Genomic DNA, 9958 nt, shown 5'->3' with positions numbered 1-9958 from the left:
GTATAATAAACAACTCATTGTATCAGTGTACCCGACTTCACGTTTATTAGGAATATGAGAAAGTTAAAACAATTGACTAAGTAATCAGTACAGCTATTTTCGGGGGAAAATTCGTTGCAGTTATTAAATAGGGTGGTGTTTTCTTAATATTCTTCCATCAATGCAGCTAGCCTTTCAAGTTCGTCACCTTCGGAAGTCCCTAGCTCTACCGCATCAAACAGAAATCAAATTCGCTTCAATGCGGTTTTGTAATCACTTTCAGTGGGTTCAAAGCCTAATTCATTTAATGCTACTGTAGCTATCKCATTAGTATGTGCAGCATAGGGTATCATGCTCTCAGCCAGTTCTTTTTCTGACAATCGTTTTTGCTCATAGCTCGATTTTCCATTCAAAGTGATATTAGGAATATTTATAGCATAATGAGCTGCTAGCCAAAGCATAAAGTCTGTCCTGAAGCAAGCAATAATGCTATAATAATTCTCCCTATCCCGCCACTATCAAACCACCTATACACCTACTCCCCTAATCCTTCCTATGCTGATTCTCTACTTCTTCGGCGAGCATGCCGTAAATGACGATTAGGTTATAACTCACCATGCCGAGGACTTGGCCGTTTTCGATAACAGGAGCGCGGCTGATACCGAAGCGTTCGAATAAACGGGCGCAGTATTTCACATTCATATCGGGAGAGACGCTAAGCGCGGGTTTGGTCATAATTTCATAAACATTCACCCGTGATGGCGCGCGGTTTTTGGCGAGCACTTTTTTGGCAATGTCGTTCATTAACACCAGGCCGTGTTCGTCGCTGTCGTCGCGTTTATTAACAATCAGTGCTTTGACATCTTCTTGGCGTGCAATGCGGATCGCTTCTTCGACCGTGGTGAGCCCATCAATACACACGGCATGGGCATGCATCACATCTCTTACCGTTTTATGTTGTTTCATAACTCGTCCTTCACCACTTCGGTTAATTCTTGCATTTGGTGGGCCACGCCCACGGCATCTTCCACATCAATTTGCACCGCGATACCACTGCCAGGCGTGGCATCAAACTCGCCCACATCATTAATGGTTTCAAGTATGGCGCGCGCCAGGTGCTCTTCCACCAGGAAGATCGCCACGTCCCGCTGCACATCGAGCGTGAGGCCTAAAAAGGTTTTTTTCTGAACCAAGCCTTCGCCACGTGCGTTGTTAATAATGGTGGCGCCGGTGGCGCCAGCTTTTCTAGCGGCATCGAGCACCGCATCGGTTTTGGCATCTTCAATAAACGCCATGATTAATTTGAACCGCATAGGCTCTCCTTACGATGAACGCTGTGCGTGCTTTTTTTGTAAATAGGCTGTGATTTGGGCATAGCCCATCACGGTAATCATCGGAAACAAACTGGCAAACGCAATTAAGCCAAACCCATCAAGCATCGGGTTTCTTCCCGGTACGGTAGAGGCTAGCCCCAACCCCAGCGCCGTCACCAAGGGCACGGTGACGGTTGAGGTGGTCACCCCGCCAGAATCATAGGCCAAGGGCACGATAAACGGCGGGGCAAAATAGGTTTGGATCACCACCACCACGTAGCCGGTGATGATGTAATAGTGGAGCGGATCGCCCACCACAATGCGATAACACCCCAAGGCAATCCCCATTGCCACGCCAAGCGCCACCGAGGCGCGCAAGCCATTCACCCGAATCGCCCCGCCCGAAACCTTGGCTGCTTTGATTGCCACCGCAATTAACGAAGGCTCAGCGACCGTGGTGCTAAAGCCAATCGCGGCACCAAAAATATATACCCAATAATACGCTTGCCAGTTAATCTCGCCGCTTGCTTTGATTGCAGCCCCAATAAACTCAGGAGCGGTCAGCTGCTCGGCCATCGACGATCCCAGCGGGAATAGCGCCAACTCCAGCCCCATTAAAAACAGGCTTAAGCCGAGAATCACATAGAAAAAACCGAGAATGATCCGTTTGGGGTTATTGAGCGCTTTGCGTAGTACAAATAGCTGAAAACCAACAAGGATCGCAATAATGGGGATCACATCGCGCACGGTGGAGAAAAAAGTGTCGAGAAACAGGGTGAGTGGATTACTCATGCCACCACCATGCCGTAGGCCATCACGAAAATCATCGGCGATAGCGAGGCGAACGCAATCAAGCCAAAGCCATCCACCATGGGGTTACGCCCTTTAATCACGGTTGCTAGCCCCACGCCGAGCGCGGTCACCAATGGCACTGTAATCGTTGAGGTGGTTACCCCACCCGAGTCATAGGCAATGCCGATAATGCTCGGCGGTGCGACCATGGTCATCGCCACCACCAGCAAATAGCCGCCAATGATTAAACGATGGATCGGCCAGCCTTTTATAATGCGCACCACGCCCAACACAATCGCAAACCCGACCGAGAGCGCCACCGTGATCCTAAGGCCATTGGCGTAGTTGTTTTTAGCCGCTTCGCTGGTGTGTATCATCCCGCCGTTAGCGGCGACATCTGCCGCCTCTGCCGCTACCGCGGTGAGTGCGGGTTCGGCAATGGTGGTGCCAAAGCCGAGCAGAAACGCGAACGCAATCAACCAGCCTAAACTGCCTTTGTGGGCCAGCGAATGCGCCATCGATTCGCCAATTGGAAATAGCCCCATGTCTAAGCCGTATACAAATAAGGTCAGCCCCACGACCACCAGCACCAAGCCAACGGTAATTGAGATCCAGTTGGGCAGCGGTTGTTGCAGCACAATGACCTGAAAAAAGCCAATCACCAAGATAATGGGTAATAGATCACGAAAGCTTCCCAGCAATGATTTGAATAACGCTTGCATGTAGGCGACATGACTCCTTGCGTATTAACAGTAAACACGGTGTTTATGTGCCTATTTATGTTAACACTCCCAAACCAAGGTGCGAGAAGCAGAGTAAAAAACTGCGCGATCCAACCGATTTTGGTTGCGGTACGTATCAGGATGCAAAGCAATCACTTGCGCTAAGTCTAAAACCCTCTTAGCGTTACGGTTAGGGATTACAACAACACGTTTAGGACATCAGGCATGAAGATTCTTATTACCGGCGGCACTGGCCTGATAGGTCAGGCGCTGATTCCGCGATTACTCTCTGAGCATCAAGTCACCGTGCTGTCTCGGTCGGTGCAAAAAGTGACGCAATGTTTTGCCAATAGTGTGACACCGCTGGAGCGGATCGATGATTTGTCGCATCTGAATGATTTTGATGCCGTGATTAATTTGGCCGGTGAACCTATCGCCGATAAACGTTGGAGTGAGCAACAAAAAGGGATTATTTGTACCAGCCGCTGGGGGCTAACCGAAAAGCTGGTCGAGAAAATCCATGCCAGCAGCACCCCACCTCACACCTTTATTAGTGGCTCGGCGGTGGGCTATTACGGCGATCAGCAAGATCGCGCCTTTGATGAAACCTTGATGGTTCATGCTGATGACTTTGCCCAGCACGTGTGTCATCAGTGGGAGAAAATTGCACTGAAAGGCGCCTCAACCAACACCCGAGTGTGTTTGCTGCGCACCGGCGTAGTGTTAAGTGCCGAGGGGGGCGCGTTGAAACGGATGATGCTGCCTTACAAGCTTGGGCTCGGAGGCCCGATCGGCAAAGGGCAGCAATATATGCCGTGGATTCATATTGATGACATGGTCGGTGCCATTATCCACCTGCTCAACACCCCTGAGCTCAAAGGGCCGTTTAACTGCACCGCCCCGGAGCCAGCGACCAATAAACGGTTTAGCCAGGCGCTCGCCAGTGCCTTAAAACGCCCGCATGTGTTCTTTGTTCCCACACTCGCGATCAAAACCATGATGGGCGAAGCCTCGCACTTGTTGCTCGATAGCCAGCGCGCCTTGCCGCATGCGTTAGAGGACTCAGGCTTTGAGTTCCAGCACCCCAAGGTGGAAGAGGCGATGCAGTCACTGTTTAAATAGCGGCTTTTGCCTTTCGCACAAGTGTGTTGCTGGCCAGGTTTTGCTGGACGTTTGATACAAAAAAGCGGGTATCAATTTTCTTGATACCCGCTTTGTTATGTGTAAAACGAGGATGCTTTACACCCGCACCGTGTTAACGCCGTTGCGGGTCAATCAGTTTACCCAGCATTGAGGCGACGGTGACAAACACCAACCCCACTGCTAACACCGGTAGCACCGCCCAAAGCTCGGGATGCAAACGTACTTCCATTTCAAAGCCCCATTTGAGCAGCCCTGCCATCGCCGCTTCAGCGCCAAGCACCGCCATTAACCCCGACACCAAGGCCATCACCCCATACTCACTCCACAGAGTGCGTTGAATACGGGTGCGGGTGGCCCCCAAGGTGCGGTAGAGGTTAATTTCCTGCTGGCGTTCACTCAGGCTGATACGCAGCAAGGTCAGCAGCAGTAGCAAGCCGCTTATCACCGCCAGCCCTGCCAACACAGAGAGCGACAAGCCAATTTGACGCAAAATCGATTGAATACGACTGCTCATGGTGCGTAAATCGAGCAGCGTGACGGTTGGGTATTCCCGTGCCAACCGATTGAGCAATGACGTTTGTGATTCATCAAGCCGGAAGCTCACCAACCAGTTGGCCGGTTTGTCAGCGAGAGTGTCACGATCGAAAATAAAATAGAAGTTAGGCCGCATGTTGCGCCATTCGACTTCACGAATCGAGTTGACCGTGGCGGTAAAGTCTTGGCCGGTGACGCTAAAGGTGAGGCTGTCGCCAATCTCAATCCCTAAACGCGCGGCAATATCCGCTTCCACCGAGACGCCATTTTCGGTTGGCCAGTCGCCCGCAAGCACCTCATTATGCGAAGGCAAGGTTTCACGCCAGGTAAAGTTAAGCTCTCGGCGCAGCGCTTCATCGGCTTCATCGCGCTCGCCTTCATCGGTGGAAACCTGATAGCGCTCGCCATTTTTGCCCACTAACCGGCCGCGCACGATCGGATACGCATCGGATCGCATCAAGCTGGCTTGGTCGAGATCCCCCACGTAGTCTTGTTGTGCACTTGGTGCAATGTTCATGGCAAACACATTGGGCGCATCGGGCGGCAGCATCCGTCCCCAATCGGCGAGCAAATCGGTACGCAGCAGCCAGATGATCGCCAACAGCATAAAGGAGATCGCCAAAGCCCCTAGCTGCACGCTGCTAGCCAGTTTGTTGCGGGTGATCCGGCTGAGGGCCAATTTTACCGACGGCGCGCGTACGCGCGATTTCACCAGCTTGAGCAGGCCTAAGCCAGCCAATGCGAGCAGCACGACCATCGCTGCCATCGCCGCTAACACACTCCATAATAAGGTGTTATCAAACGCCCACAGCGCAAGCGCGCCAACCGGAATCGCTATCAGGATAGCGGCGGTACCACGACGATGCCGCCCGCTGCCAGCCTGCGATTGCACGGCTGCCAACGCGGGCGCATCCAGTAATTTCAGCAATGGCACGCCCAGTGCAGGTAACGCCACCAGCAAGGCAACCCCTGGCGCGAGCACCCATGGCACCCAGCCGTAACTGGGCAGCGGTGAGGGCAATACATCGGTTAGTGGTAAACGCAGGAGCACTTCCAACAGGTAGCCGGCGCCTAAGCCCACCACGGTCGCTAACACAAACAATAAGGTCAGCTGACGCGCTAACCAGCGCCGCACCCACTGCTGACTGGCGCCCAGACTTTTTAGCATCGCCACCAAATCGGCGCGACTTTTGGCATAGTGCTGACACGTGAGCGTTAAGGTGGCCGCGGCCATCACAATCACTAAAACGACGGTAAGAGATAAATACTGACGGCTGCGATCGAGCATATCGCCAGTACGATCAGAGGTGTTTTCATCCACCCAGCGCTCGCCGTCTTGCAGCGTATAGCTGTCCCTTGCGGCACTTAAACTTGGCTCATCACCGGTTAAGAAGTAGCGATAACGTACCCGGCTCCCTTCGCGTACCACGCCGGCGGCAGGCACATCATCACGGTGCATCATCACCGCAGGCATTTGGCTAAAAGGATTAAACGACAGCTCTGGCTCGGCGGCCAAGGTGCCACTGACGCTCAGATCAAGATTACCAATCGAGACCTTATCGCCGGGCTTAACATCGAGCAAACTAAACACCCGCTCAGACAGCCATAGCTCACCGGGCTGAATGCGTCGATCTCCCGTTAGGGCTTGGCCGTTTTGCTCCAACACCAGATCGCCACGCAACGGATAGAGGCTATCCACCGCTTTCACACTCACCAGCTGCATGTTTTGTTCGCTGAACGCCATGGTGCCAAAGCGGGTTTGTGCTGATACCGTGGTGCCCGCTTGTTTAAAGGTCTCAATTTGCTCGGTGTTCACAGGCTGGCGCGTGCTTAACACGGTATCAGCAGCAATCAGGTTGCGCCCTTGTTGGGTGAGGACGTTTTCAATTCGATCGGCCAATGCGGAAAGCGCGAACACGCAGGTGATAATCAGCGCCAGCGCCACCGCCACCGGCCATATCTGTCCATGCAAAAGCTCTCGCCACGCCCAGCGGTTAAGCAGTCCATTATTACTCGCCATTGACGTGCTCCTGTAGTTTGCCGCTGTCCATCATCAAGGTACGCTGACAGCGTTTGGCCAGCGCCGGATCGTGAGTGACCAACACCAAGGTGGTGCCATGCTTTTCATTCAGCTCAAACAGTAAATCAATAATGGTTGCGGCGGTTTTTTGGTCGAGGTTACCGGTTGGCTCATCGGCAAATAACACGTGCGGGCGGATAATAAAGGCGCGCGCGAGGGCAACACGCTGTTGTTCGCCGCCAGAGAGCTGTGAAGGTAAGTGTGTTTCTCGTCCTTGCAATCCTACCGAGGCCAGCAGTTGCTTGGCGCGGGTTTCGTCTTCGTTTTCGCCACGAATGGTCAGTGGTAGCATCACATTTTCTAATGCATTCAGTGATGGCACTAAAAGAAAGCTTTGGAACACAAACCCTACCGATTCCGCGCGCAGGGCGGCACGGGCATCTTCGTCCAAGGTGGAAAGCTTGTGCCCGAGCAGATCGACTTCGCCTTCACTGGGCGTATCTAACCCGGCAAGCAAGGTCATAAGGGTCGATTTTCCCGCGCCCGACACGCCCATTAGCGCAATCGACTCACCCGCCTCGATTTGTAGCGAGACATCCTGCAAAATGGTAAGCGGCTGTTCGCGTGTCACGACATGTTTTGCAATTTTTTCGGCTCGAATAACAGGAGAGGCCATGTTACGCATCCTTACTTTGTTGTGTTTTTTGTGGGTGAGCAGTGCCAGTGCACAAACGCTCCTCGTCCTCGGTGATAGCCTAAGCGCTGGCTACCAAATGGCAGCTGAACAAGCCTGGCCTGCCAAGCTACCGCGCGCGCTGCAAGATCGCGACCTTGATGTTAAGGTGATCAATGCCAGTATATCGGGTGACACCACAGGCAATGGCCTACAACGTTTGCCGCAACTGCTTGAGCGCCACCAACCTGAGTGGGTGCTGATCGAGCTCGGCGGCAATGATGGCCTGCGGGGTTGGCCGTTCAACCGTATACGAGACAACCTTAAGCAATTGATCACTCAGGCACATACGGGCGATGCCAAGCCGCTGTTAGTACAAATCCAGATCCCGCCCAATTACGGCCAGCGCTATGCGCAAGGGTTTGCTGATATTTATCCTACACTGGCAGAGCAAACACAAACCCCCTTACTGCCCTTTTTTATGGAGTCTGTGATCCAAAAGCCTGAATGGATGCGTGATGATGGCATTCATCCGATGCCGGCCGCCCAAACGTGGATTGCCGAGTTTATGGCAGAGCAACTGGTACCGTATCTGTCACAGCCTGACAGTTAATCAACAATAATCAACCAATAGAGATAACGATGACAGCCACCCCCCCTTTAAAAAACGCGATCCTTATCACCGGTTGTTCAACAGGGATCGGTTTTGCCTGTGCCAACGCCTTGCATGCTCAGGGCCACACGGTGATCGCAAGCTGCCGAAAAGCGGAGGATGTCACACGGTTGCAGCAACAAGGATTAACCTGCATTCAGTTAGATGTCTCGGACAGCAACAGCATTGATCGCGCGGTGGCCACGATTGATGAAATGACCGGTGGGATCTTGTTTGGCCTCTTTAATAATGGCGCTTACGGCCAACCTGGCGCGCTGGAAGATTTGCCCACCGATGCGCTGCGCGCTCAGTTTGAGACCAATGTATTTGGCTGGCACCATTTAACCCAAGCCTTATTGCCGATGCTGCTCAGTCATAGCGGGGGACGGATTGTGCAAAACAGCTCGGTGCTTGGCATTGTCGCGCTCAAATACCGTGGAGCCTACAATGCGAGTAAATTTGCGCTTGAAGGCTGGACCGATACCCTGCGTTTAGAGCTGAGCGATACGCCGATTAAGGTGAGCTTGATTGAGCCTGGCCCGATTGAAACGGCGTTTCGTGCCAATGCGCTCAGCGCCTTTAAACACTGGGTCGACCCGAATAAAAGTCGCCACCAGCAAGCCTATCAAAGCCAAATCGACCGTCTTGCTGCAGACGAAGGTGGCAACAAATATACCCTACCCGCCGACGCGCTGGTTGCGCCACTGACGCATGCCTTGTTCTCGCCTCGCCCCAAGGTGCGTTATCGCGTCACTCAACCCACCGTATGGATGGCGATTCTCAAGCGAGTGCTCCCTAGCGGTTGGCTGGATCGGGTCTTGCTCAAAGGCAGTTAATGCAACAATAAGCCGTCACGGTAAAAAATGTGCTGACTGCCTCATTTGTCATACTTTTGTCACAGAGGTGGGCTAATCTAATTTGTAATGACGACAAAGGCTTTGGGCAACGGGGCCTTCTTGTTAACAGGTAGCATTATAAAGACAAACACAACAACAGGAGCCGGCGGATGACCTTACATCAGTTAAACTGGCTCTGCTTGAGCGTCGCATTGTGCGTGGTGCTCTTGTTCTAACCCGCACGTGTTATTGTTAAAACGTCGCTTGTTTGCAGACCGACGAAATAGGCCACCAAAAGGTGGCTTTTTCGTTTCTCGCCCCCTTGTCGGCTTTGCACATTCCATCGAGCTTAAACACGCAATTACAGGGCCAGTTGCTTGAATTTCTGCGCGTTTGCCCCCACCCTTAGTGAAAATCCATATCGTCAGGATCCATGATGAACGCAAACTATATCGTCGAATTAACCGAGCATAATTTTCAGCAAATTCTCGAATCATCGTCACGCACGCCTGTGCTGATTTACTTTTGGGCCAATATGATGCCCGAAAGCGTGGAGCTAAAACCCACCGTCGAACAAATTGCTCACGACAGTCATGGCACCTTTACCCTTGCAACCATTGATTGTGAAGCGCAACAAATGATTGCCGCCCAATTCGGTGTCCGTGCGCTTCCAACGCTGGCATTGTTCAAAGATGGTCAGCCAGTGGACGGTTTAGCTGGCCCACAAAACTACGACACAGTGCGCGAAATGCTTGATAAGCACCTACCTAGTCAAGAGAGCCAAGCCTTTGATCAGGCGCGCCAGTTAATGGCAGAGGGCAATTATACCGATGCGCTTGTGATCATTAAGCCGCTGGAGTCCAGCCTTGGCGATAAAGCGGAATACAAGCTTGCCCTTGCAGAATGCTTGGTAGAAACCCACCAGTTTGATGCCGCACAAGCCATTCTTGAGACCATTTTGCTGCAAGATCAAGACGCGACTTATAAGTCATTGATCGCAAAAATTGAATTGCACCATCAAGCCGCAGATGGCCCCGAAATTCGACGCCTGCAAGCGGCGCTTGAAGAAAATCCAGGGGATGCAGGTGTCGCGTACGAGCTGGCTTTGCAGTTTAATCACATTAACCGCAGTGAAGATGCGCTTGAACTCTTGATGGGTATTTTGCGTCGCGATCTTAATTACGCCGACGGTGAAGCCAAGAAAACCTTTATGGATATTTTAGCAGCACTCGGCCAAGGCAACGAGATCGCCTCACGCTATCGCCGCCAGCTCTATTCACTGCTTTACTGATCG

The 9958-nt window shown here is 52.4% G+C and carries 11 protein-coding genes; 4 read left to right on the top strand and 7 right to left on the bottom strand.

The window, feature by feature from the left end:
* Nucleotides 1–224: 224 nt before the first annotated feature.
* The 5 genes from BZG80_RS16105 to BZG80_RS06785 all read right to left on the bottom strand — a co-directional run bounded on the left by BZG80_RS16105 (nucleotide 225) and on the right by BZG80_RS06785 (nucleotide 2806).
* Nucleotides 225–440 (bottom strand): hypothetical protein, encoded by a 216-nt coding sequence (locus BZG80_RS16105; RefSeq protein WP_241833874.1) that lies wholly within the window; start codon nucleotides 438–440, stop codon nucleotides 225–227.
* Between the two features lie 82 nt (nucleotides 441–522).
* On the bottom strand, nucleotides 523–945 hold the full coding sequence (locus BZG80_RS06800; protein ID WP_077679020.1) for a CBS domain-containing protein: 423 nt from the start codon (nucleotides 943–945) through the stop codon (nucleotides 523–525).
* Nucleotides 942–1292 (bottom strand): P-II family nitrogen regulator, encoded by a 351-nt coding sequence (locus tag BZG80_RS06795; protein ID WP_077460082.1) that lies wholly within the window; start codon nucleotides 1290–1292, stop codon nucleotides 942–944. The genes BZG80_RS06800 and BZG80_RS06795 overlap by 4 nt, the downstream gene beginning before the upstream one ends.
* Before the next feature lie 9 nt (nucleotides 1293–1301).
* Nucleotides 1302–2084 carry a DUF1538 domain-containing protein gene (locus BZG80_RS06790; RefSeq protein ID WP_077679019.1) on the bottom strand — a complete coding sequence of 261 codons (783 nt, stop codon included), beginning with the start codon at nucleotides 2082–2084 and terminating at the stop codon, nucleotides 1302–1304.
* On the bottom strand, nucleotides 2081–2806 hold the full coding sequence (locus BZG80_RS06785) for a DUF1538 domain-containing protein (RefSeq protein WP_077679018.1): 726 nt from the start codon (nucleotides 2804–2806) through the stop codon (nucleotides 2081–2083). The genes BZG80_RS06790 and BZG80_RS06785 overlap by 4 nt, the downstream gene beginning before the upstream one ends.
* A gap of 225 nt (nucleotides 2807–3031) precedes the next feature.
* Here BZG80_RS06785 and BZG80_RS06780 point away from each other — a divergent pair, with 225 nt between their 5' ends.
* Nucleotides 3032–3928 carry a TIGR01777 family oxidoreductase gene (locus tag BZG80_RS06780; protein ID WP_077679017.1) on the top strand — a complete coding sequence of 299 codons (897 nt, stop codon included), beginning with the start codon at nucleotides 3032–3034 and terminating at the stop codon, nucleotides 3926–3928.
* A 133-nt stretch (nucleotides 3929–4061) separates the two neighbouring features.
* Here the strand turns inward: BZG80_RS06780 and BZG80_RS06775 are convergent, their stop codons facing one another.
* Nucleotides 4062–6503 carry an ABC transporter permease gene (locus tag BZG80_RS06775; RefSeq protein WP_077679016.1) on the bottom strand — a complete coding sequence of 814 codons (2442 nt, stop codon included), beginning with the start codon at nucleotides 6501–6503 and terminating at the stop codon, nucleotides 4062–4064.
* Nucleotides 6493–7179: an ABC transporter ATP-binding protein gene (locus BZG80_RS06770; protein ID WP_077660765.1), complete on the bottom strand. Its 687-nt coding sequence runs from the start codon at nucleotides 7177–7179 to the stop codon at nucleotides 6493–6495. Before BZG80_RS06770 ends, BZG80_RS06775 begins: the two co-directional genes overlap by 11 nt.
* On the opposite strand from BZG80_RS06770, the gene tesA reads away from it, so the two are divergent.
* From tesA to BZG80_RS06755, 3 genes are all read left to right on the top strand, one after another.
* Nucleotides 7178–7789 (top strand): multifunctional acyl-CoA thioesterase I/protease I/lysophospholipase L1, encoded by a 612-nt coding sequence (gene tesA / locus BZG80_RS06765; protein WP_077660764.1) that lies wholly within the window; start codon nucleotides 7178–7180, stop codon nucleotides 7787–7789. The two genes, BZG80_RS06770 and tesA, sit on opposite strands and share 2 nt — an antisense overlap.
* 29 nt (nucleotides 7790–7818) lie before the next feature.
* Nucleotides 7819–8664 carry an SDR family oxidoreductase gene (locus tag BZG80_RS06760; protein ID WP_077679015.1) on the top strand — a complete coding sequence of 282 codons (846 nt, stop codon included), beginning with the start codon at nucleotides 7819–7821 and terminating at the stop codon, nucleotides 8662–8664.
* A gap of 436 nt (nucleotides 8665–9100) precedes the next feature.
* Complete coding sequence (locus BZG80_RS06755; protein ID WP_077460075.1) at nucleotides 9101–9955, top strand: co-chaperone YbbN; 855 nt, start codon at nucleotides 9101–9103, stop codon at nucleotides 9953–9955.
* Nucleotides 9956–9958 lie beyond the last annotated feature (3 nt).

The organism is Salinivibrio sp. MA440 (assembly GCF_001996265.1).
Lineage (GTDB): Bacteria > Pseudomonadota > Gammaproteobacteria > Enterobacterales > Vibrionaceae > Salinivibrio > Salinivibrio costicola.
This window is presented reverse-complemented; position numbering and strand designations above follow the sequence as displayed.